Source organism: Marivita sp., from assembly GCF_048006345.1.
Classification (GTDB): domain Bacteria; phylum Pseudomonadota; class Alphaproteobacteria; order Rhodobacterales; family Rhodobacteraceae; genus Marivita.
In genome coordinates this window covers 802,777-825,186 of record NZ_CP180351.1, presented here as the reverse complement: position 1 = coordinate 825,186, position 22,410 = coordinate 802,777, and the positions used below count along the sequence as shown (strand labels likewise).

General features: G+C 63.6%; 24 protein-coding genes and 1 pseudogene. 2 read left to right on the top strand and 23 right to left on the bottom strand.

Annotated features, from left to right (window positions below):
- Window position 1: 1 nt before the first annotated feature.
- The gene (locus ACMVPR_RS04055) at window positions 2–1,282 is read left to right on the top strand and encodes a pyruvate dehydrogenase complex dihydrolipoamide acetyltransferase (RefSeq protein WP_416881822.1); all 1,281 of its coding nucleotides are present in this window, start codon (window positions 2–4) and stop codon (window positions 1,280–1,282) included.
- A gap of 122 nt (window positions 1,283–1,404) precedes the next feature.
- Here ACMVPR_RS04055 and cysE read toward each other — a convergent pair whose 3' ends face one another.
- The 23 genes and pseudogenes from cysE to ACMVPR_RS03940 all read right to left on the bottom strand — a co-directional run bounded on the left by cysE (window position 1,405) and on the right by ACMVPR_RS03940 (window position 21,162).
- Window positions 1,405–2,214: a serine O-acetyltransferase gene (gene cysE / locus ACMVPR_RS04050; protein ID WP_085629650.1), complete on the bottom strand. Its 810-nt coding sequence runs from the start codon at window positions 2,212–2,214 to the stop codon at window positions 1,405–1,407.
- Window positions 2,215–2,352: 138 nt separating this feature from the next.
- Window positions 2,353–2,568, bottom strand: coding sequence for a hypothetical protein (locus ACMVPR_RS04045; RefSeq protein WP_416881821.1), 216 nt, complete (start codon window positions 2,566–2,568; stop codon window positions 2,353–2,355).
- A gap of 80 nt (window positions 2,569–2,648) precedes the next feature.
- Window positions 2,649–6,590: pseudogene (locus ACMVPR_RS04040) on the bottom strand (baseplate multidomain protein megatron).
- 4 nt (window positions 6,591–6,594) lie between these two features.
- Window positions 6,595–7,038: a peptidase gene (locus ACMVPR_RS04035; protein WP_416881820.1), complete on the bottom strand. Its 444-nt coding sequence runs from the start codon at window positions 7,036–7,038 to the stop codon at window positions 6,595–6,597.
- The gene (locus ACMVPR_RS04030; RefSeq protein ID WP_416881819.1) at window positions 7,035–7,922 is read right to left on the bottom strand and encodes a DUF2163 domain-containing protein; all 888 of its coding nucleotides are present in this window, start codon (window positions 7,920–7,922) and stop codon (window positions 7,035–7,037) included. The genes ACMVPR_RS04035 and ACMVPR_RS04030 overlap by 4 nt, the downstream gene beginning before the upstream one ends.
- Entirely contained in the window at window positions 7,919–8,551 is a 633-nt protein-coding gene (locus ACMVPR_RS04025; RefSeq protein ID WP_416881818.1) for a TIGR02217 family protein, read from the bottom strand. Before ACMVPR_RS04025 ends, ACMVPR_RS04030 begins: the two co-directional genes overlap by 4 nt.
- A gap of 12 nt (window positions 8,552–8,563) precedes the next feature.
- Window positions 8,564–9,214 carry a phage tail tape measure protein gene (locus tag ACMVPR_RS04020; RefSeq protein ID WP_416881817.1) on the bottom strand — a complete coding sequence of 217 codons (651 nt, stop codon included), beginning with the start codon at window positions 9,212–9,214 and terminating at the stop codon, window positions 8,564–8,566.
- Entirely contained in the window at window positions 9,207–9,401 is a 195-nt protein-coding gene (locus ACMVPR_RS04015; protein WP_416881816.1) for a rcc01693 family protein, read from the bottom strand. The genes ACMVPR_RS04020 and ACMVPR_RS04015 overlap by 8 nt, the downstream gene beginning before the upstream one ends.
- Window positions 9,398–9,718 (bottom strand): gene transfer agent family protein, encoded by a 321-nt coding sequence (locus tag ACMVPR_RS04010; RefSeq protein ID WP_416881815.1) that lies wholly within the window; start codon window positions 9,716–9,718, stop codon window positions 9,398–9,400. Before ACMVPR_RS04010 ends, ACMVPR_RS04015 begins: the two co-directional genes overlap by 4 nt.
- A gap of 2 nt (window positions 9,719–9,720) precedes the next feature.
- Window positions 9,721–10,137, bottom strand: coding sequence for a phage major tail protein, TP901-1 family (locus ACMVPR_RS04005; protein ID WP_416881814.1), 417 nt, complete (start codon window positions 10,135–10,137; stop codon window positions 9,721–9,723).
- A 47-nt stretch (window positions 10,138–10,184) separates the two neighbouring features.
- Window positions 10,185–10,595, bottom strand: coding sequence for a DUF3168 domain-containing protein (locus ACMVPR_RS04000; protein ID WP_416881813.1), 411 nt, complete (start codon window positions 10,593–10,595; stop codon window positions 10,185–10,187).
- Window positions 10,592–10,930, bottom strand: coding sequence for a head-tail adaptor protein (locus ACMVPR_RS03995; RefSeq protein WP_416881812.1), 339 nt, complete (start codon window positions 10,928–10,930; stop codon window positions 10,592–10,594). Before ACMVPR_RS03995 ends, ACMVPR_RS04000 begins: the two co-directional genes overlap by 4 nt.
- Window positions 10,927–11,520, bottom strand: coding sequence for a head-tail connector protein (locus ACMVPR_RS03990; RefSeq protein WP_416881811.1), 594 nt, complete (start codon window positions 11,518–11,520; stop codon window positions 10,927–10,929). Before ACMVPR_RS03990 ends, ACMVPR_RS03995 begins: the two co-directional genes overlap by 4 nt.
- Window positions 11,521–11,687: 167 nt before the next feature.
- On the bottom strand, window positions 11,688–12,869 hold the full coding sequence (locus ACMVPR_RS03985; protein WP_416881810.1) for a phage major capsid protein: 1,182 nt from the start codon (window positions 12,867–12,869) through the stop codon (window positions 11,688–11,690).
- Window positions 12,870–12,898: 29 nt separating this feature from the next.
- Window positions 12,899–13,441: an HK97 family phage prohead protease gene (locus ACMVPR_RS03980; RefSeq protein WP_416881809.1), complete on the bottom strand. Its 543-nt coding sequence runs from the start codon at window positions 13,439–13,441 to the stop codon at window positions 12,899–12,901.
- A gap of 11 nt (window positions 13,442–13,452) precedes the next feature.
- Window positions 13,453–13,680: a GTA head formation protein, RCAP_rcc01685 family gene (locus tag ACMVPR_RS03975; protein WP_416881808.1), complete on the bottom strand. Its 228-nt coding sequence runs from the start codon at window positions 13,678–13,680 to the stop codon at window positions 13,453–13,455.
- Window positions 13,673–14,848: a phage portal protein gene (locus ACMVPR_RS03970; protein ID WP_416881807.1), complete on the bottom strand. Its 1,176-nt coding sequence runs from the start codon at window positions 14,846–14,848 to the stop codon at window positions 13,673–13,675. Before ACMVPR_RS03970 ends, ACMVPR_RS03975 begins: the two co-directional genes overlap by 8 nt.
- Before the next feature lie 268 nt (window positions 14,849–15,116).
- Window positions 15,117–16,484: a DNA-packaging protein gene (locus tag ACMVPR_RS03965; protein ID WP_416884613.1), complete on the bottom strand. Its 1,368-nt coding sequence runs from the start codon at window positions 16,482–16,484 to the stop codon at window positions 15,117–15,119.
- A complete protein-coding gene (locus ACMVPR_RS03960; RefSeq protein WP_416881806.1) occupies window positions 16,402–16,749 on the bottom strand; it encodes a hypothetical protein in 348 nt (115 codons plus the stop codon). Before ACMVPR_RS03960 ends, ACMVPR_RS03965 begins: the two co-directional genes overlap by 83 nt.
- Before the next feature lie 245 nt (window positions 16,750–16,994).
- Entirely contained in the window at window positions 16,995–17,738 is a 744-nt protein-coding gene (locus ACMVPR_RS03955) for a sulfite exporter TauE/SafE family protein (RefSeq protein ID WP_416881805.1), read from the bottom strand.
- 31 nt (window positions 17,739–17,769) lie between these two features.
- Window positions 17,770–18,930: an endolytic transglycosylase MltG gene (gene mltG, locus ACMVPR_RS03950; RefSeq protein ID WP_416881804.1), complete on the bottom strand. Its 1,161-nt coding sequence runs from the start codon at window positions 18,928–18,930 to the stop codon at window positions 17,770–17,772.
- A gap of 3 nt (window positions 18,931–18,933) precedes the next feature.
- Window positions 18,934–20,196: a beta-ketoacyl-ACP synthase II gene (fabF, locus tag ACMVPR_RS03945; RefSeq protein ID WP_300583762.1), complete on the bottom strand. Its 1,263-nt coding sequence runs from the start codon at window positions 20,194–20,196 to the stop codon at window positions 18,934–18,936.
- A gap of 159 nt (window positions 20,197–20,355) precedes the next feature.
- A complete protein-coding gene (locus tag ACMVPR_RS03940; RefSeq protein WP_416881803.1) occupies window positions 20,356–21,162 on the bottom strand; it encodes a glycosyl transferase in 807 nt (268 codons plus the stop codon).
- A 206-nt stretch (window positions 21,163–21,368) separates the two neighbouring features.
- Here ACMVPR_RS03940 and rsgA point away from each other — a divergent pair, with 206 nt between their 5' ends.
- Window positions 21,369–22,406, top strand: coding sequence for a ribosome small subunit-dependent GTPase A (rsgA, locus tag ACMVPR_RS03935; protein WP_416881802.1), 1,038 nt, complete (start codon window positions 21,369–21,371; stop codon window positions 22,404–22,406).
- The last annotated feature ends 4 nt before the right edge of the window (window positions 22,407–22,410 follow it).

Genomic DNA, 22,410 nt, shown 5'->3' with positions numbered 1-22,410 from the left:
CATGCCCATCGAAATTCTCATGCCCGCCCTGTCTCCAACGATGGAAGAGGGCACGCTCGCGAAATGGTTGGTCAAGGAAGGCGACGCGGTGTCTTCGGGCGACGTGATTGCAGAGATCGAAACCGACAAGGCAACGATGGAATTCGAGGCTGTGGATGACGGCGTGATCGGCAAGATCCTCGTGGCCGAGGGTACCGAAGCGGTCAAGGTCAACACCCCCATCGCTGTCCTGCTCGAAGACGGCGAAAGTGCCAATGATCTGGAGACCGCACCCGCCCCCAAAGCGGCCCCGGCCAAGCCCGCCGAGGCTGCAGCTGCATCCACCCCTACGGCAGCGCCCCCCGCGCCAATCAAAAGCGGGGACCGCGTCTTCGCATCGCCCCTCGCGCGTCGCATAGCAGCCGACAAAGGTCTGGATTTGAGCCAGATCACAGGCTCCGGCCCACGCGGACGCATTGTGAAAGCCGATGTCGAAGGGGCCAAAGCGCAGCCCGTTGCCGCCCCGGCCCAAGCGGCAACACCCACCGCCACGCCAGCCGCAGCCGCAAAACTGGTCGACGCCAGCACAATTGCCCGCATGTACGAAGGCCGCGCCTACACGGAACTGCCGCTCGACGGCATGCGCAAGACCATCGCGGCGCGACTTACCGAGGCGAAACAGACCATCCCGCATTTCTACCTGCGCCGGTCCGTCACCCTCGACCCGCTGATGGCCTTCCGCACCCAGCTCAACGCGCAGCTTGAAAAACGCGGTGTCAAACTCAGCGTCAACGACTTCATCATCAAAGCCTGCGCGCTCGCGCTGCAACAGGTGCCTGCCGCCAATGCTGTCTGGGCCGGTGACCGCATCCTGCAACTGGAACCATCCGATGTGGCCGTTGCCGTGGCCATCGAAGGCGGCCTCTTCACACCCGTGTTGAAAGATGCACATCAGAAATCCCTGTCCGCCCTATCTGCCGAGATGAAAGACCTCGCCACCCGCGCTCGTGACCGCAAGCTGGCCCCGCACGAGTATCAGGGCGGCAGCTTCGCCATCTCCAACCTTGGCATGTTCGGGATCGAGAATTTCGATGCGGTCATCAACCCACCCCACGGTGCAATCCTTGCGGTCGGGGCCGGGATGAAAAAACCGGTTGTCGGAGAAGACGGAAATCTGACCGTCGCAACGGTGATGTCCATGACGCTCTCAGTCGATCACCGCGTGATCGACGGCGCGCTTGGCGCGGAACTCCTGCAAGCCATTGTCGACAATCTGGAAAACCCGATGGCCATGCTGGCCTGACCCGGTCTTCTCTGGTTCAAAAATACTTCGGGGGAGTCACCCATCAGGGCGACGGGGGCAGCGCCTCCAAATGTTTCCGTCAAAGGAAACAGGCGATGCGTGACCGCATCGCCTTCCTCACATCACGCGCCGGAGCGCAAAATCTGATCCATGCTGATCGCTGGCTGCGAACAGCCGGCCTCGCCCACGATCCGTGCCGGCACACCCGCCACCGTCTTGCAGGGCGGCACCTCTTCCAAAACCACCGATCCGGCTGCAACGCGCGAGCAATTGCCGACCTTGATATTGCCCAGCACCTTGGCCCCGGCTCCAATCAGAACACCATCACCGATCTTCGGATGGCGGTCTTCCTCTTCCTTGCCGGTCCCGCCCAGCGTCACCGAATGCAGCATCGAGACATTATCTCCGACAACCGCCGTTTCCCCGATCACAATAGAGTGGGCGTGGTCGATCATGATCCCCTGCCCGATCTTCGCCGCCGGGTGAATGTCGACGCCAAACGCCTCGGAACACCGCATCTGCACGAAATAGGCGAGATCCGTCCGCCCCTGCCGCCAGAGCCAATTGCCAACGCGGTAGCACTGGATCGCCTGGAATCCCTTGAAGAACAGCAAAGGCTGAAGGAACCGATGGCAGGCCGGGTCGCGCTCGTACACCGCCACGATATCCGCGCGCGCCGCCATGGCGAGGCTCGGATCCGAGGCAAAGGCCTCGTCACAAATCTCGCGCAGGATCTGCTCGGTCATCTCACCATTGGCGAGCTTGAGCGAAATCCGGTAGCTCAGCGCCCGCTCAAGGCTCGGGTGGTGCAACACCGAATAATGGATCATTCCGCCCAAAAGCGGCTCCTTGGCCACTGCCTCGTCCGCTTCCTTGACGATGCGTCCCCAAACCGGGTCGACCGATGCGAGTTTCGCGCGTGTTTCAGCCATGCCATCTCTCCTTTGACGGTCTGACTTTAGCAGATAGGATCCAAATTCGAAAACGCAAAGCTGTGATGGCAAGGATCAGCGCCCGGAATGCGCAAAAGGTCCGACGTGCCTGATCGCCCAAACAGGGTCTGCCGCACCTTAAACCGCGCCTTTGGACGTTTCGTGCCGCGCCCTGAGCGCCTCAAGAACGCCAATCCAAGCCGTTAATCCCGCTGCACATTCAAAAGAAACCGATCCGCGATGCGCGTGGCGCTGCGCCGCTCCCATCAGGCTGCCATCACCAAAGACCGGATGTGCAGACCGGTAGTGCTGTCGATATAACTCGGCCTGATCTGCCTCCCGGATCAGCGCCATTATCATCTCGGCGTGGCGCTCCGGTGGCGCAGCGGACAAAACAGATACCGCTGCCAACACATCATTGTAGATCACGGGCGTCACAGCGCGACCGTGACACGAGCAGCCGGTCCGGCACCGAACCGATCCGAAACCTGCGCAACCTCGATACCCACCGCTCCGGTAGCACCATCTTCGGACTGCATGGCCGTGGTATAGACCCATTCTGATGCTGTCAGCTCCACGCTCCGAACCACCGCCCCACCGCTCAGAACCTTCAGCGCGTATGCCTCGCGATCTTCGCCCAAAGGGATCTCGGGCAAGTCCCAGCCGTCGGCATCCAACCGCGCACGGCGGATCCATGTCACCGACAATCCGCCGGCTACCGCCTCGGCGCTCAGATGCACGGGGCTGTAGGGTCGCAATCCGTTCCCGGCAAAAGCCTGAACCGAATGCTGATACGCAGCGTGGTCATAAGCCTTGTCCGCCGGACCAACCCGGAAGTGCCGCGCCTGCCCCCGCAGTGCCGACGCCAATGCGATCTGTCGCGTCGTACCATCCAGCAGCACGAAATACGCGCCCTTGGCCAAAACCTCTGGCGTCAGCGCGTCGGTCCCGAACTGCCCTCGCAGCAGATGACGCAACCGCCAAAGCCCAGGACCGATCAACTCTGCCGTCTGGAACTGGATGATCTCCCACCCGCCCGGATCACCAGATCCGATGGCAGCTAGGTTTGCCCCACCCAGCAACCCTGTCTCGCTGACCGAGAACAGGCTACCCGACGTCAGCGCCACTTCGATCTGCGTTGCATGGTCCACCAGCCCAGACGGCGCGCGTGCCACCGGAGACAATGTAACCCCTACGGTCGATGCCACTCCGACAAGCCCGTTCAAGACGTATCCCGCATCTTCGGCCGCGTCATAAACGGCCACATCGCCGGGCCATGGGTCTGCGGTCACCGCCAGATGCGGGGCATGGGGCACCTCGTCGCCCGTGATAAGCGGCAGATCGAGGAACAGAGGCAGCACTGGCCCCGAGGTCACAAACCGCCGTGATGGCGTCGGATCATCCGGGAAATCCGCAGGTTGGTACACCTCCGGCTCAACCCGCACCGCGTCGATCAGTTGATGCGTGGTTTGCTCCACGCGGTCGATGCGCACCGTCATGTCGCCCGCCTCGCGCGGCAAACGCACCCTATCCCCCGCGCCCAGCGCCTGTTGCGACAAGGGCAGCGCAAAGCGCACCGCGTCCCGCGAGACCCGTGCCTCGCTCAGCCAGCGTTCCACCGCTTGCCGTCCCTCGGGCCGCGTCAAGAGCAGCGGCACCTCGCTTTCGGCAACCGCGTGCGTGCCCTCGTCCGGCAGGACGGATTCCTCCGAGATATTGCGATAATCCCCATCTGCCTCGACAAAGTTCAACCGCACCCGGCCCGACATGTCCGCTTCGGAGCTGCGCGATTGCGCCACCTCGCTGCCAAGTTCGTCATGCAGGGCAAGCTGCGCCATATCCAGCGTGACGGCCCGCGCGCCATCGCGGTTGCGGAACACAACCACCCCGTCCCGTTCAATCGCATCGAACCCGAAAGCCAGCATCAGCGGTTGCAACACCCGCCGAGCATCCGACACATCCGGCGCAAGATATCCGCGCACAAACCCATAAAGCCGGCTCACATCATAGTCCTGCAACCCGGAGCGTGCACAAATCTCGGCCACAACCGACGCCAATGTGCGCCCCGACACCCGGCCGTTGATCCAGTGCCCGCGCCGGTAGTTCGGCCCGTCCGACCACATCTCGTCCGTGTTCGGAAACCACGGATAGGGCCGCGCGTCCCACGCCCAGACGAACACCCGTCCCATGTCGATCATGGGCTCACCGTAAACACCCGACACCGGGTTGTTCGCCGGATTGCCCCAATAACTCAGCATCGCCCGCAGGTACTGATGCTAAATCAACTCATCCCGCAGCCCATTTGAATAGGCCGGCAACGTGCTTTCCGAGCTTTTTGGATCCAGAAACTTGTTCGGCTCATTTGTGGCCTTGTTGACAGCCGCACAACCAATTTCTGTAAACCATATTTGCTTGCTCTCAGGCACCCATGCCGTCGGCACGGCCTGCCGCACGCCGCCCACCCGGTTGTGATGCGGCTGCGACCACCAGTTGCGAATGTCCTTGTAGCGCCAGACCCACGGCTCGTTATAAGCCCCATCGGTGATGGGCGCGCGCAGTTGCAAATCCCGCGCTTCTTGCGACGGGTAGTACCAATCGTAGCCTTCACCTCCGGCCACATTGGCCCTCAGGTAATCGAGGTCATAGATCGACCCCCAACCAGCATCGGCATGGTCCTGCCCATCCCGCCAATCGGACAAGCGCATGTAATTGTCGATCCCGATGAAGTCGATATTCGGATCGGCCCAAAGCGGATCAAGGTGGAAATACACATCCCCGCTGCCATCCTGAGGATGATAGCCGAAATACTCCGACCAATCCGCCGCATAGCCGATCTTCACCCCCGGTCCGAGGATCGCCCGACACTCCGCCGCCAGCACCCGCAGCGCCTCGACCGCTGGAAAGCCGGTTGCCCCCCGCAATTGTGTCAGGCTCCGCATCTCGGACCCGATACAGAACGCGGTTACCCCCCCTGCAACGGCACAGAGATACGCCTGATGCAGGATAAAGCGGCGATACCCCCAGTCCTGCGGCACCTCTTCCTCATCGTCACCGCCAAGGTCCAAACCTCCCGGCGCATAGAGGACCACACCCTCCTCAACGACAAAATCGCCAACCTGAGCGCCGCCAAAGAACGCCGCCACTTCGGCATCAACCGCAGTCGTTCCCGCGATATCCCCCACCTGCCCCGGAGCGACACTTGCCGTGATCCGCCCGCGCCACGGCAGCTTGGGTTGCTCTCCCTCCCCTGTCCACGGGTTCGGCAAACCGTTCCCCGGCATCTGCTCCATCAGGATGAACGGATAATACAGAACCTCCAGCCCCTTAGCTGTCATATCTTGGATCGACTGCACAACGGACGCATCGCACGGTGTTCCGCCATAGACCGGACGCCCCTCTTCAACCGGCACCAAACCGGCATCGGCCCGCACAAGCCCGCTCACCTGCCAGGGCATCGAGGCACTGTCCGCCTCGGTCTGCTCGACCTTCGGCTGGATCACGCACTCCCCACAGCGAAGGTCACTGCCGAACCAGCTTACGACCAACGACACCGCCCCGCAATCGGGCACCTCATCCTGCAAGTGCTTGAGCGATGTGACAAAATCCGCCCGGTCCGACGGGCTGTTCACGTTGACGGTGTTGGACTTGCCCGCGCCCCCATCCAGCGACACGGCCTCCATGGCCAGCGAATACTCCCCCGTTCCGGGGATCATCGCGACCGCGCGAATGTTGAACGGCACATCCTCGGCATCGTCCTGCACCGGGCGCGTCACCTCGAAAGAAAACTGCGGCACACGGTTGCCGAACCGGCTCAGGTCCAAATCCTCAAACACGACATAAGCCGTGCCTCGATAGGCGGGCACCAAACCCACACCCTCGACCGCCTCCATCTTCGGGTCCGGCAACTGGTCCTGCGATCCCGGATAGACCACCATGTTCAGATCATGCACCGACACCTCGGCCCCATCCGCCCAGACCCGGTTCACGCTGGTGATCTCGCCCTCGCACAAGGCCACGGCAAGGCTCACCGAATAGCTGTATTCCTTGATCGTTGGCTGCGCGGACAGCCCCTTGCCACCCCCTGATTTGGACACGTGTTCCTTGAATTGCGTGGCCCAGATGATGTGCCCGCCCACCCGCATCCGGCCAAAGATCTGCGGGATCGGTTGCCCCTCGCCCGCTGTGCTCAGCCGCAACCGGTCCATCCGCCCGGTCTCGATTGACCGCGCTCCGCCGCCCAGCACCCGCTGGTCAATGGCCCGGCCCAAAGTGGCACCCGCAAACCGGCCCACGGCGGTCATGGACAACCCAAGCACCGACCCGCCAAGGCTGCTGCCCAGCGCAGCACCCGCCGCCGAAAGAACCAGTGTCGCCATCGCTCTATCCTTCCTGAATGTCGGGGAACGCGAACCGCGCCACGATACGCCGCTGCCAGGGCGCACTCAGCGCCGTTTCCATAACGCCATGCCCCGAATAGGCATGGATGAACCGCGCCTCGGCCCCGATACGTGTTTGAAGCCCCAGATGTTTCGCCACCGAACGGTCCCGCATGCGAAACAGGATCACGTCGCCCGGAGCTTCATCTTCCAGCGGTTTGGCGGACATCAACTCCGACAGCCCGCACCACAGCACCTCATCCCCCTGCGGCTCCGACCAATCGGGCGTGTAGGCAGGCACGCAACACGGCTCGCCCCCATAAAGCCCGCGCCACACGCCGCGCAGCAACCCCAGACAATCTGCCCCGGCCCCGACCAGACTTGCCTGATGCATATAAGGCGTCCCGATCCAGCGCCGCGCCTCGGCGACGACCAAATCCCCCCTCACCGCAAGCTCCCACCACCGCGTGACCGCGTTGCTGTTGGATGGATCATCACCCACTCCTCCTGCGGAATGTCCGGAAACGCCTGAAAGTTGACCACATTGTCGAACTTCATCCGACAGGTCTCGAACCGCTTGTCACACCCGACGATCAGCTTGACCCGATCCCCAACGGCGACCGCCGCCCGCAAAGGCTCCCACAGATCGACCTCACGCGCGCCATCCTCGAACAGCACATCGCGCTTGATCACCGCCCAAAGCCCCTCCGCTGCACCGTCCAGCACCGTCAATCGACCCCGCTGAAACCATTGCGCCTCAAACCCGCTGGCCCCGGACAGACCCAATCCCCCTTTTGCCGTGACAGACGTGACAACCGCCTCGGCCCACATGCCCGACGCCTCAGTATCCACCCTACAGGCCGCATCTCCGAGCACCGCCAGACACGGCGCTTGGTACACCCGACCCACAGGCCGATTGAGCCACTCTGTCAGCCCCCGCAACTCCGCCGTGAACGCGCCACCAGTGCGGGTGATCTCACCCAGCGATCCCCGAAACAGAACCTTGCGCGCCGACACATCCGCCCAGTTGACCAGCCACGCCGTCACCTCGGCCCCGTCGAACCGCCCAGCAGCGATGTCAGCTTCGGTGACGCTGGCATCCGACAACGCGCCAATCGCTTCGCTGTTGTCCACCGACAGCCCTGTGCCCTGCTGCACCGCCGCGGCGCTCATGCCGGTATCCGCGCGGAACACCAGACCGTCGAAACTCAGGTCCAGATCATGATCCGTAAACCCGAACCGCCGCCCATCCCTGCGCCGCACCTCCCAGGCCCGCGCCACCGTGGTGACACCCGTCCCCAAATGCGCGGCAAGTGCTTCCGCCCCGCTCATACCCGCAGCTCCACCACCGGCACATCCGGCACCTCACCCGCCTGGAATGTCGCAGCCGAGGTCTGGATGCGATCCGTATCGAACCGCACCGGCACATCGAACTCGAACCCCGCCGTCACCGAGACCCCCGCCGATGGCGCAACAAACAACGACACCACCCCGTTCACCACATCGACCGAGAAACTCGCCCCTTCGACCTGCGCCACACCGTCCAATGCCACCAGTACCGTCCCGGCAACTGGCTTCACCACCGGACGCGCATAGACCGCATCCCCCGACACATACGCCTTACTCAACGCAAACTCCGTCGCCACGCCATCCCCGGTCCCGATCACCTGATCCGTAGCCGCGATCTGCGCTGACGGCTTGCACGATTTGAAATCCGCCCAGTCCTTCCAGCGAAACCCGTACATCTGCCCGCGCCGTGCTTCGAAGAACGCGATCAGCGTGTCGATATCGTCCATCGACCGCAGCCCGATCCCCGCGTCGTACCGCCTGCGCGAGTGCGCCCACGGCGTATTCCGCTCCTCGAACCCGCTCGCCAGCGTCACCACATCCGTCCGCCGCTCCGGCCCCCCGATAGAGCCAAAGCTCAGCGCCGTTGGAAACCGTACCTCATGAAACTGCATCGCAAGCTCTCCTCACAGGTTCCGCTGACCCGAGCCAAGCACCCGGCCCATCTGCGCCGCGATCTGGCTTTGCGACCGCCGGAACCCCTGCACATCGGGGGTTGAGATGTTCATGACAACGTTCACCGCACGTCCACCCCCGCCACCGCGCACACCCAGCTTGCCATCAGCGCCGCGCGCCAAGGGCATGATCGCCTCTGGCCCGGCCTCACCCATCAAACCGACACCCCCCCGCATGGGGAACGCCGTCGGACCATGCACCACGCCGCCATCCGCAAACGGCATCACCCGCCCCTGCGCAAACGACGCCCCATTGGCAAAGGGCAGCAGGTTGCTGATCCCCTGCATCACCATCCCGCTCAGATGTTCCTTGACCGGGTTCACCGCCGCGCGATAACTCGCCCCGATCATCGATTGCGCAATCGTGCCCAGCGCGTCCGACAGCTTCATCCCGTCAAACACGATCCCATCAATCGCCCGGCTCAGTCCGCTGTTCAGCGCGCCCTCAAGCTTGGCAGCACCCTTGCCTGTCTCCGACAACGACTCGCGCACCTTCGCCATTTCGGCCTGAAAGCCACCCGCCATGCTCGATGCACCCGCCAGCGCCTCTTCCAACGCACTCACCTGCGCCTCGAACCCATCAATGCCGTCCAATTCAATCATCGCGTTCCCCCTGTGTGTCCGGATACGCCGCCATCAGCGCGTCCAACCCGCTCCGGCCCAAAGGCGCATTCCCGCCCCCCAGCAGCAGATGCAACTCTGCAGGCGTCAGCGCCCAAAACTCAGCTGGGCGCAGTCCCAACCCGCGGACTCCGGCACGCATCAGCGCAGGCCAGTCAAAGCGGCTCATCCCTCACCCACTGGTGTGAACGCCCGCGCCAACAATTCCGCCGCCACCCGCGCCGCCGCCAGTGGCCCGCCCTCGATCTCCGCTGCCAGCAAATCCGCCGCGCTGCCGCTCCAGCCCCCGCCGCGCAACCCCGCCACGATCAGCGCCAGCACATCCCGGCTTGAACAGCCCCCGCCCTCGAAGCGTGCCACGAGATCGACCAGCGTGTCCGCCTTCAACCCCGCCTCCAGCTCCGCCAGCGCCCCCAGCGTAAGCCGCAGCACATGCGGTTCGCCGTCGATCATCAGCGTCACCTCTCCGCGCCAGGGGTTCGCCATCGTCACGCCGCCGCCGTGAACGCCACAACACCGGCCGAGGCCAGCGACAACTCATACGTTGCCTCGCCGTTGTGCGACCCGGCATATTCCAGCCCGGTCACCTGAAACGGTGCCTGCACCACGCCGAAATCCGGGATGATCACCTGAAACGCAGGCGTTTGGTTGTCGAAAAAGATCTGCCGCGCCCGCTCATCCGTGCTCGCATCCTTGAACACACCGGCACCCGAGATCGCGACACTCCGCACGCCTGCACCGGCCAGCAACTCACGCCACCCGCCATCGCTCTCAAGCGAAGTCACATCCACCGCTTCCGCATTGAAGCTGATCCGCGTCGCCCGCAGCCCCGCCAGCGTTTCAAACGTGCCGCTGCCATCCACATCGACCTTGATCAAAAGGTCTTTCCCGTTCTGAGCACCCATAGCCCACACTCCTTGTCTGGAAACTGTCTCTGAAATCCGAACCGCCCTCAGGCGTCATCCTCGACCCGCGCCCGGAAGGTCAGATCGATCCTGCGCCGTCCCGCCTTTTCGCGCTGCGCCACCGCCCGCTTGAAGTTCAGCGACACCAACCGGCCCCGCTCCAACACCAACCCGGAGTCGATCAGCGCATCGCACACCGCCGCCGACACTTCCTTGGCCGTCTGAAACCCCGCATCGTCCGAGATCACCGACACCACGAATTCATGCCAGGCCCCACGTCCGGTCTTGTCGCTGGCATCCGCTGCCCGCTCCGGGCCCAGCGCGACATAGAGGTCCGGCAACCGCCCCTTGGGCACCGCGTCATAGACCCGGTCACCAACCAGCCCCGAAAGCCCCGCGTCGTTCTGCAAGCGCTGATACACGGCCCCCTGCAACGCTGCCGCCACCGCATAGCTCATGTCGCGACCTCCTCATCACAAAGGCAGATCAGGAACCGCCCGCCGGGATCGGCCTCCGTCACCGAATTGATCCGGAACACCCGCGCCCCATCGCGAAACCGCTGCTCCGGCAAAGGCCGCGCAGAGTGGCCCTGCGGCACAGCACGCACCAGAACCAGAAGCCCGGTCACCGACACCTGCCCAGCCTCGCCAACGCCCTCGCGCCCGGACCGAGGGGTCACCTCACCCCACAGCACACCCAACGAAACCCAGCTTTCATGCATCCCGCCCGCGCCATCGGGCACCGCCTCTAGCCGCTCCAGGACCAGCTTCGATGTCAGTCGCGGCCCGCTCACGCGCCGAACCCCATGCGCATCGGGCGGTAGCGCGCGATCAGGCTCGTCACCCCGAACGGCATGCACCCCTGCCCCAACGCGGTCTCGTCGCGATATTCGTAATAATGCGCCGCCAGCAGCATCACTGCCTGCGCCAGATCGGAAGGCAGATCGCCAAACGCCTCAGCCAGTCCCGCCTGAAACCGAAGCTCGGCGCTGCCATGCTCCGGGATGGACGGCAAACAGCCCCCCATCGGCACCACCTTCGGCGCATCGCCATCCGCCACCAGCGCATAGCGCGCCGCATCCACGACAGCTCCAGCGCCAAACGCATCGACCAAAGTGATCTGCGTCACCAATCGCACCGGGGCAATCGGCAACACCTGACCCGTCACATCGCGCCAGCGATGCAGGCTGCACAGGAAATCCCGCACCAAAAGCGCCTTGCCCGTCCGCGCCTCGACCGCAGCCATCGCGGCCCGCAGGAACCCGCCCAGCAAGCCGTCCTGAAGCCCGTCCTCGACAAACCCGCTGCCCATCCGCAGATGATCCCGCAACCGCGCCACCGGCAAAGCGGCATCCGGTATCTGGCTCTCTTCAATCAAATACATCTCGTGTTCTCCGCAAACCTGTCCCTCGTTCAGAGGCCGGTACATTGTCGGACGCGCGCCGCCGCCGCTGCTCGGACGGAGGGAGCGGCTAGACAACGCCGGCACACCGGCGCGCGCCCCATGAGGAAGACGGCCCGCACCGCCCTCCCCATGTCCGCCATCACCGATCAGGCAACAGCGAAGCGCAGCAGCTTGATGGCGGCGAAATCGCTGACGTCACCGCCCACCCGCTTGGTCGCGTAAAACAGCACATGCGGCTTAGCGCTGAACGGATCGCGCAGCACGCGCAGGTCCGGGCGTTCCGCAATCGTGTAGCCCGCGCGGAAGTCACCAAAGGCTATCGAGTCCGCATTCGACGCAATGTCCGGCATGTCCTCGGCAATCAGAACCGGATAGCCCAGAAGACGCGCAGGCTCTCCGCTGGTGAACCCGTCCGACCACAGATGGCGGCCATCCGCATCCTTCAGCTTGCGCAGCGTACCCGCTGTCTTGGAGTTCATCACGAATGTCGCATTGGCGCGGTATTCTGCCCCCAGCGCATAGACCAGTTCGATCAGCGCATCGCCATTGCCAATAGACCCGTCCACACCCGTCGGCACATAGCCGATATTGGTCCAGCTCCAGACATCGTTGTCCACCGCTGGGTGCGTCAGAAACCCGGTCGGCTTGTCATTGCCATCACCGTTGATGAAAGCGCCCGCCTCGGCACGGGCAAAAGTGTCCGCGATCTTGCCCGCCAGCCATGTCTCGATGTCGAATGCCGTGTCGTCCAGCAGACGCTGGCTGGCCTTGGGCATCGCACTGAGCTCGTGCAGCTTGATCGAAATGCGGTCGATGGTCGGTGTCCCGGTTTCCGAACGTGCCGCAACTTCATCGGCCCAGCCCGCCCCGGCATTGCCCTGGTCAATCAGCACGTCATAGCTCGACGCCTCGACATGCACGACAGACGCAACAGCCCGCAACGAAGCGCTGCTTTTCAGCACACTCTGAATGGTCTCGGACGTGACCGGGTCAATCAGAAACCCACCATCGCTGTTCACATTGGTGGACATGGACTTCACATCCATCTCCAACCCGCGCAGCGCGTCATCGTCGCCGGTGCGCAGATATGCATCAAAGGCCTGGTAATGCAGGTCATCGCTGCGCACACCACCTGCCAGTGCCGGTCGCGCCGAAAACGCAGTCTTCTTGTCGATCTTGGTCATTCGTTCTTCCTGTTCCTGTAGCTTTCTGTCGAAATCGTCGCGCTGTCGGCGCATGTCGCCCACCAGCCCTGCCAACGCGGCACCCACCTGGGTGAACGGAGACACATCTTCCCCGTTCCGCGACGTTGTCCCGGTCTCATTCATCCCGCTTTTCCCATCTCTGAAGGGTGGCCCTAGCCGTCCACCAATGTCCGGCGCGCCTCTTCGATCAGGCGTGCCATCTCCCGCAGATCCGCCATCTCCGGGGTCTCCCCCTTGGCCGCAACCCGCGCACTGGGCAGCATCGGGAAGGTCACCAGCGACACCTCCCACAGCTCCAGTTCCGTCAGAACCCTGCGGCCCTGCTTGTCCTTCGTCGCGGCCTTGGTCCGATAGCCGATCGACAGCCCGTCAATCGCCCCCGCCGCCACCAGCGCCGCCGCTTCCCGACCGCGCGCCACGCTGTCCAGCAACCGCCCCTTCACATAAAGCCCAGTTGCATCCTCACGCACCTCGTCCCAGATGCCGATGGGCTGCGCCGGATCATGCTGCCACAGCATCTTGACGGCACGCCTACTCTCGGCCAACCGGTTCAACGACGCGGCATAAGCCCCTGATGCAACAACATCATTTCCGTGGTCACATTGACCGAACCGCGACGCGTAGCCTTCGATCACGCAGCCATCCGCCACCGTCACATCCGCATCGAACCGGCAGAATTTCCATTCCAAATCCATTTCAAACTCCCTCATGGCGACACCTGGAGAAACTTCAGGAACACATCCGCCAGCACCGCAGCGGCCACGCCGTAAACCGCCAGCCAAACCCGCCGCTCCAGCCGCTCGATCAACGCCTCGATCCGGTCCAAACGCCCCGAGATCCCTTCGAACCGCAACTGCGTGACCCGCTCGTACCCCTCCAGCCGCAAGGCCGGCGCGCAATCGAACGGCTCATATCCCACACGCGCATCACTCATCGGCCAGCACCGGCAAGCCCAGCAAGGCGCGTTTCTCTGCGGCTGTCAGGAACTCCGCCCGAGCCACCCGCGCCCATTGCGCATCACGCTCCGCCGCCAATGCCGGAACCTGATCCAGATCGGGCTTCAGCACCAACTCCTGCCCCACATGCTGCGACAGCCACGCTCCCAACGCTGCCGTCACCCGCGACACCAGGGGCAACACCGTGAGGCGATAGAACGCCCGATGCGCCTCGGCGTAGTTGGCGTATGTCGCCTCGCCGGGAATCCCGAGCAGCATCGGCGGGACCCCAAACGCCACCGCGATCTCCCGCGCAGCCGCTTCCTTGGTCTTCTGGAACTCCATGTCCGAGGGCGAAAACCCCATCGGCTTCCAGTCCAATCCGCCTTCCAGCAACATTGGCCGCCCAGCATTGCGCGCACCCATGTGATGGCTCTCGATCTCCTCGACCAGCCGGTCATATTGCTCCGACCCCATCCCCGAAACGCCATCCGTGCCGCGATACACAATCGCCCCCGAAGGCCGCGCCGCATTGTCGAGCAAACCCTTGGACCAGCGCGAGGCCGCGTTGTGCACATCAAGCGCCTGTGCCGCCGCCACCATCGGACTCAACCCGTAGTGGTCGTCCTGCGGATGAAACGCCTTCACATGGCAGATTGGCGCCGCACCGTCGCCCATCTCGAACCGATGCGCCTTGCCGCCCACACCGTATTCATAGGCCACTGGCCAACCGTCCTGTCCCGGCACCAGCTTCATCCGGTCGGACCGCAACACATGCAGCTCGCCCGGCACGCCACCTGCGCCAACAGCTTCGAAATACCCATCCCCGGACAGCAAGAGCTGCCCATAGAAGGCCTCGAACAACTCTGCCTGCCCCTGCGCCGGGTTCGGCCTGCGCAACACATCCAACAACGGATGCACCTCGTAGCGCTGCGCCTGATCCTGCAACACCAACGGCACCGCCGCAGACGCCTCGGCAATCAGCTTGACCGCCCGAAACCCCACCGGATTTCCCGTGAAGCCAGTCCGCGTCAGGGACGCCGTATCCCGCGCCGACCACGCCACGCGGCCCATGTTCTGCCATGCCACAACCGGCCCCGTGGCGCTGGCCTTGGCTTCGATCCCGGCCTCGCCCTTGCGTCCTCGCCGAAAGATGTCCCACACCATGCTGCTGCGCTCCTCGCAAATCCATTTCGTTTCCGGCGCGGTCGGGAAAGTCTCTCGAACCATCCCGACCGGCCGCGTGCCAGGGCCCAAAGCCCCCAAAGGCCCCCGGCACTCCAGACACAGCGTTCCCGTCCGCAGCCCGCCATACGGCCGGGCCAAGCCCCCACATCACCGCTCTGTCAAATTCCGTAGCGCCTCTCGACCTGCGCCAACTCGATGAAACCAACCTACCCAGCAAAGGTTAACGGCTGGAAACCATACCGTGCGCTCAGCGCGCAACGGTGCGAATGCGCGGCACACGCCACTCGGCCGCCCGCGAAATCACGAGGTCGGTCAACGCCCAGACCAATGCATCCAACCGGTCTGGTGAACCCGATCCCTGGTAGCCCAATCGCGTCATCTGGCACATTTCGTCCTCAAGAGCATTGAACACACCGAAATGCGTCACGCGCCCCTGCTCGTACAACGCCGCCACCGGCTCCGCCCGTGCGCTTTTAGACTTCGACGCATGCACCCGCACCACAGGCACCATCGGATCGACCTGCCGCAGCACCGCCTCCACCATGTCACCGCCCTGATTGACCTCGGCCACCAAGGCATGCGCGCCCCACCGCTCCATCGCGGTAATCGCCCGCCGCGCCCAAACCAAGGGCGATACGCCCTGTAGCGTACAATCCTCCAGCACTACAGCGCGCCAATCCTGCGGCGGTCCCACTGACACAACCCCGGCCACCACGATCCCGCAGGCATCCGACCCCTTGCCGCTGCTCGCCGTTGGATCAACCGCGACCACGATCCGGTCAAACGCTGGCACCTCCGTACACCGCGCCGCTTCGAGCGCCTCCATCGACCAAAGCGCGCCTTCGGCCTGTTCCAGCAGATCCCCATCCAGTTCCTGCCGCCCAAGCCGCGTCCCCGCATAACGCGCCCGCACCTCATCCAGAAACGACGACGCCAGATAGGCCCGGTTCGCCTCGGTCGGAGCCCGCGTCACCGCTGTAGACGGCGCAGCCAGCAGGTTCCGCAAAGTCTTGAGGTTCCGCGGAGTCGTGGTGACGCACATGCGCGGATCCTGTCCCAGCCGCAGCGTGAACTGCAACATGTCCCACGCCTCTTGCGCCCTTTTCCATTTCGCAAACTCGTCGACCCATGCCGCGTCAAACTGCGGTCCACGCAGCGACTCCGGATCATGCGCCGAACAAGCCACCGCCTCAGCCCCATTGGGCCAACGCAACATGCGCCGCGTCGCCAACCAGTCCGGCCTCCGGTCGGGAGGCGAACAGGCCAGGATCCCGCTGTCGCCAAAGATCATCACCTCGCGCACCTGATCCAGCGTTTCGCCGACAAGCGCCACACGCCGGGCCGCACCCTTGTCCAAAGGCCGCGATCCCTCGACCATGGTCCGCACCCATTCGGCACCGGCGCGGGTTTTCCCCGCGCCGCGCCCGCCAAGGACCACCCAGGCCCGCCAGTTGCCCTTGGGGGGCAGTTGGTGCGGATGCGCCCAAAACTCGAACAGGTACGGTAACGCCAAAAGCGCCCCCGGCACCTCTTCAAGGCTGTTCAGAAACGCCTCCTTCTCGGCAACAGGCCCGGAGGCGATCAAGTCGGCACCTGACCGCAACCCGCGCCGCATCGAGGTCAAGCCCGTAGGTTCCCTCGATGGCGGCTTGTTCTCGGCGATGTCTTTCAAGTTGAACCTCCGTCTCCTTGGCGTGTTTCAGCCAGACACGCAGATCGGCAAGCGCCTTGCTCGCCTCACTGGCCGTGCCCATTTCTCCGGCCTCTACTTTCTTGCGCAGAGCCGCCACCATTTCGCGAATGGTCCGCAACTCCTGCGCGATGGCCTCGCGCTCAAGATCAAGCGCGCTGCCGGTCTCTTCTGCAGTGATCAGAACCATGCGATCCTGCCTCCTGTGCTGAATGGATCTCCGTCCATCGACGCACCGGCAGACAACGGGAACGTCCCGCCACCTGTTGATGCCTAGCAGGCACCGGGCAATAGACCGTCAAACAGGAAAGAAGCGCCTAATGCGCCGCGCGAACGCTTAACACATTGGAAAGGTCTGTCGCAGCCGGGCACAAAACCCATGAGCAGACCACAGATTGAAGTGATTCAGGTTTTCTTAAGCACCAAAGACGGTTCTCAGAAAATCCCCCGCCGCAGCAGGTTCAGCCCAAGGATCAGGAACACGTAAAGCACCAGTTTGCGGAATTTCTCGTTCGAAAGGCGCGATCTGAGCCGTGCCCCAAGCGAGAACCCGAGCAATGTCGGCACAACCAACGCCAGCGACACCACACCCAGCTCCGGCGTCAGGAAGCCCTGCTGCACATAGGCCAGCGCAAAAGGCACGCCACCGATCAGCAGCAGCAATCCAACAGCACGCACGAACTCGTCCTTCGGCACCTGCCGCGCGCTCATATACATGATGACCGGGGCCACCCAGACCCCAGACAGCCCGCCCAGAATGCCACCGGCTGTCCCGAATCCCAACTGCCCCAGCTTGTCGAACCGGTCCGGCAATCGCGGCATGGTGAACCGAAGGTTCAGCACCGCGAAGGATACGATGGACAGCCCCAGCGCGAGAAAGATCACCCGATCAGAGATTTCAGCCGACAGGACAACCGTGACGAACACGCTGACCCCAAGCGCCACAGCGAAAATCCAATAGCGCTGAAACGCGCCCCGGATATCGCCCATCGTCCAGACCTGCCACGCGTTCGACACCACGATGGGCACCAGCCCCATCGCAATCGCGGTGCGCGGATCGATGACCATCGTCAGCATGCTGATCGCCGCTGTGGGCAAGCCAATGCCCACCAGCCCCTTGACCGACCCGGCGATGACAAACACCGCCGCTCCGATCAGCAGAAGCTCGGTCACACCCATGTCAGGATCACAGTGTCAGGCAAAGGCAGGCTCAATTCTCCCGCTGCGCTTCAAGCGCCCGGTAGGCCGCCACGTTGGCGTTATGCTCGGCCAGCGTCACCGCGAAATTATGCCCATCCGCCGGATCAAGCGTCTTCGCCACGAAGAAGATGAAATCCGTGTCATCCGGGTTCAGCGCCGCCTCAATGCTCGCCCGTCCCGGATTGGCAATCGGGGTCGGCGGCAATCCGTCGATCACATAGGTGTTCCACGGCGTTTCGGCCCGCAATTCGCTCTGCCGGATACCGCGCCCCAGCACACCCTGCCCGCGTGTGATCCCGTAGATCACCGTCGGGTCGGTCTGCAGCCGCATCCCCTGTTCCAGACGATTGACGAACACGCTCGATACAAGGAACCGCTCGTCCGGCGTGCCGGTCTCCTTTTCGATGATCGACGCCATGACCAACGCCTCTTCCGGGCTCTCATAGGGCAAACCGTCCTGACGGTTCGCCCAAGCCTCGGCCAGAATGCGCTCCTGCGCGGATTCCATCCGCACGAGCAGATCCGCCCGACTGCTGCCTAGTGAGATCTCATAGCTGTCCGGAGCCAGCGACCCCTCGGCAGGGATCTCGGCGATTTCGCCCTCCAGAATGTCGATCTGGTTCAGTTCCTGAACGATCTGCCAGCTCGTCACACCTTCGGCCAGTGCAACCCGATACCGCGTATCCGCCTCGGCTTTGACCGATGTATACACCTCGGGCACTTCGTCCTCGGCCGGGTTGAACTCTGCGATCTCGACAAAGCGCCCCGTCGCCGGGTCCAGTTCGCGCACCTGCACCGTCGCCCGCGCGATGCTCACCCGGTAGACCACTTCGGTGCCACAGGTGCTCGCACCACCCCGCGTGACAATGTCAACGATCTGCTCCATCGACGCGCCTTCCGGCACAAGGAACGACCCCGCTTTCAACTGCGATGTCTTGCCCGCGTAATCTGCCCCGATCCGCAAAAGTGCGGCACTCGACACCGCACCGTCAGCAGCCAAATCCTCGGACACATTGCGGAAATTGGTGCCCCGGTCCACCTGAACGCAGATCGCCTGCTCCAATGGCCCTTCCGACACGTATTCATTCTGCGCCCAGATCAGAACGCCCCCGAACAGGAAGACGAGCACGACCAGAAAGGTCAGTGCGTTGGACGCGATGTGACGCCACATGACTTAGCGATCCACCTTTCCGAAGACGACGCTGGCATTGGTGCCACCAAACCCGAACGAGTTCGACAAAGCATAGGTGATCGGGCGTTCCCGCTTGACCTTGGGCGCAAGGTCCACAGCCGTTTCCACAGCCGGTGTATCCAGGTTCAGAGTCGGCGGCGCGACCTGATCGCGGATCGCCAGGATCGAGAAGATCGCCTCGATCGCGCCCGCCGCGCCCAAGAGGTGACCCGTCGCGGATTTGGTCGAAGACATCGTCACTTTGCCCGCTGCATCCCCCATCATCCGCTCAACCGCGCCAAGCTCGATCACGTCCGCCATGGTCGATGTGCCATGCGCGTTGATATAGTCGATATCCGCAGGCTCAATCCCGGCATGCTTCAGCGCGGCGCGCATCGACCGCTCACCGCCCTCGCCATCCTCGGAGGGCGCCGTGATGTGATACGCATCGCCGGACAGGCCATAGCCGCAGACTTCAGCATACATCTTGGCACCGCGCGCCTTGGCGTGCTCGTATTCCTCCAACACAACCACACCCGCGCCTTCCCCCATCACGAACCCGTCCCGATCCGCATCATAAGGCCGGCTTGCTGCCTTGGGATCGTCCGGACGTTTTGTCGAAAGTGCCTTGCACGCGTTGAACCCCGCGATCCCGATCTCGGAAATCGCCGCCTCAGCGCCCCCGGCAACCATCACATCGGCGTCGCCAAACATGATCAACCGCGCCGCATCGCCAATGGCATGGGCGCCGGTGGAACAAGCCGTTACAACCGCGTGGTTCGGGCCTTTAAACCCATACCGGATGGAGACATTGCCCGAGATCAGGTTGATCAGCGCGCCTGGAATAAAGAACGGAGAGACCCGGCGCGGACCCTTGTCGCGGATCAACAGCGCGGTTTCGGCGATAGAGTTCAGTCCACCAATACCCGAGCCGATCATCACACCCGTGCGCAACCGGCTTTCCTCGTCCTCGGGCATCCAGCCCGCATCCGTCACGGCCTGCTGTGCAGCGGCCATCCCGAACAGAATGAACTCGTCGACTTTCCGCTGTTCCTTCTTCTCGAGATAGGCATCGGGGTTAAAGGTCCCGTCCGTCCCGTCGCCATACGGCACTTCGCAGGCATAGGTCGTGGCCAGATGGCTCGCATCGAACTTGGTGATTGTACCCGCCCCGGACTGACCGTCCAGAATGCGCGACCAACTCGCTTCGACCCCGTCTGCCAACGGTGTCACCAATCCCAAGCCCGTCACAACTACTCGACGCATGGCGTTGCCCTTCCCTCGAATGCTCTTGTCCGCTCTTACCCCGTTCGCGCAAGCGCCCGCAAGAGTCCAGCCACGCGGCAGGGCATTCTTGCCGGTTCGGCTTCACGCCCGGCCTGTTTCCGTCAACGGAAACAGACGATGCGTCGACGCATCGTCCGCCTACCCCCAGCGATCGCCCAAATCCGCCTTGGCCCGGTCGATCCAATGCTCCTGCAACCACGGCGTCGGCTTGGCATAGCGGATCAGCGACCCCCGATAGCCAACCACCGCCTCAGGCATCTTGGGCCGCCCGTGAAAACACACCACTCGTGCGTCGTCAGGCAAGCGCGCGGCGTGCAGGTAATTGCCCGGAAACGGGTTGCAATCATACTTGAAACTCACCACCCAATCACCTGGAATATAGGTGAAAACCCCGTTCTCCATGGCCTTGTGCGACGTGTAGCGCTGCTCCGATCCGCGCGCGACCTCAACCTCGCGATACGCATCTGCCGCCAAGTCGTTATACAAAAACCCGTGCACCGCCGGATCATAGCGAAACACTGACCCATGCCCCGTCGGCCGCCCCTTGCGCGCCTCGGTCCAGTCGTGGCGCATCACCACATGCCCCTGAGCCAAGGTCAGCAGATCATCCAGCGATCCGGTGATCACCACGTCCAGATCGAAGCCCAGAACCGGCCCCTCCAGATTGGGGATCAATCCTGGCTTGAACAGCGACACCTTGCGCATCGCCCCCTGCCGGTTCGCCACCTTCAGCGCCGCCGCCATCGGCTCCGCAAACGGCTCCACCGGCAGGTCCAGCACCTCGATATCCGGATGCAGCCCCTCGGCATGTTCCGTCATGCACAGAAATCGCACCGGACAGGACAGGTTGCGCCGCACGCCGGAATAGAGCCGGTTCACATAGTCCGGTCCGAACAGAGTGCCCCATTTGATACAGGCGACAGTGGCATGAGATGGCATGGTCATGCGTCCGCTTAGCAACGGTTCCATCAAATGACCAGATGTCGCTTGGCCCCCGCGCGTCCGCCGCATATACTCCAGATCAACCGAAGCTGAGATGCAGGAGGACATGATGAAGATTGTGCGCGCCCTGCGGGTGTCAGGCTGATCGCCGCACCCGGCCTGAACATATGCCCCACCGGGGCAGGTTTCTCAGCGACAGGATCACTCCCTTGACCAAGCACACACGCGCCGACCTCGGATGGTCGGACCACTTCGCGCGTCAGCTCACCGAAGACGACGCAAACCTTCTCCCGGCCCGCATCTCCGAGGTGCATCGCAGCCAACTCATCGCCCAATCGGAGGCAGGTGAGCTTCGTCTCATCCCCACCGACAGCGCCGGGGCCTATGCCGTGGGCGACTGGGTGATGACCGACGGCACCAGCGCGCTCCGCAGGCTTGACCCGGTGACCACGTTGCATCGCAAGGCCGCAGGCCACGCGGTCCTCGACCAGCGCATCGCGGCCAATGTCGACACCGTGGGCCTCGTCACCAGCTGCAACGCGGATTTCAACGTCGCGCGGCTGGAACGCTATCTGGCGCTGGCCCTCGCCTCGAACGCGCTGCCCTTGGTGATCCTCACCAAGGCCGATCTCTGCGAGGACCCCGACAGCTTCAAACGGCAGGCCGAACGCCTGTCGCCGCTGGTCACCGCGATCACCATCAACGCCAAAGACCCCGAAGATGTGGCGCGCCTCAACGCATGGTGCAGCAAGGCGCAAACCCTGGCCCTCCTCGGCTCGTCAGGTGTGGGCAAAACCACCCTGCGCAACGCGCTCACCGGCGAGAAAGAAGCGACCCAAGGCATCCGCGAAGATGACGCCAAGGGCCGCCACACCACCACGCACCGCGCCCTGCGCCCCACGCTGGCCGGTGGCTGGCTGATCGACACGCCGGGGATGCGGGAACTCCAGCTTTCGGGCACCAGCGACGGGCTGGAGGAACTCTTCGACGACATCGAAACCCTCGCCGCCCAGTGCAAATTCTCCAACTGCGCCCATGATACGGAACCCGGTTGCGCCGTCAAAGCCGCCCTGGCCGACGGCACGCTCGACCACGCCCGGCTCGAACGCTGGCAGAAACTGCGGCGCGAGGATCAGTACAACTCGGAATCCATCGCCGCCGCCCGCGCCCGGCAGAAATCCTTTGGCCGGGTGGTGAAAGAGGCGGTCAGTACGAAAAGCCGCTACAAACGCGGGTACGAGGACTGAACCG